We start from the raw sequence: 491 nt of genomic DNA, 5'->3' as shown, positions 1-491 counted from the left end.
CCGAGACCGGGTGAGACGGGCAGAGACACCACGTTTCCGGTGAATGAGGGGAAAGAGAACCGGAAAACCCGGTCACAGAGCCGGGATACCACGAGCCGTCAGGACGGAAAACGACAGTCGGTCGCTCACCGGTCAGCTCTCCGTCGCCAGCTCTCCGTCGTCAGCTTCGTCCGGTTCGGCGGAGAACGTAGCAACGCTGACAGACACCGTGTTTCCGGTGAAATACGATACAGGGCAGGCGAGTCCCGCGGGGGTCGGAAAGCGGTCGAACAGCCGATGAGTCACCAGAGCGAGGTCACGCGCACACCACGTTTCCGGTGAACCGAACCACGCGCCTGGCAGCGGCAAACGCATGGAAACACGGGTGTGCGCGTTCGTATCTTCCCCCTCATTTTCGGGGGCACCCGAATCGAACCACTTATATTGAACACACCGTGTTTCCGGTGAAAACACCTGCAATGAGAGTTCTATCTGGGGTATAGGGACACTAC

1 protein-coding gene is annotated in these 491 nt (G+C 59.5%); it reads right to left on the bottom strand.

All coding sequences use genetic code 11. The annotated features are described in order from the left end of the window. Positions 1-132 precede the first annotated feature (132 nt). Positions 133-491 (bottom strand): hypothetical protein (locus C5B91_RS22895; RefSeq protein ID WP_233547897.1); only part of this gene is annotated, 359 nt, incomplete at its 5' end.

Origin of the sequence: Haloferax sp. Atlit-10N (assembly GCF_003586325.1) — an archaeon.
GTDB lineage: Archaea > Halobacteriota > Halobacteria > Halobacteriales > Haloferacaceae > Haloferax > Haloferax prahovense.
Note: the sequence above shows the minus strand (reverse complement) of the source record. Positions and strands in the feature narration are given on the sequence as shown.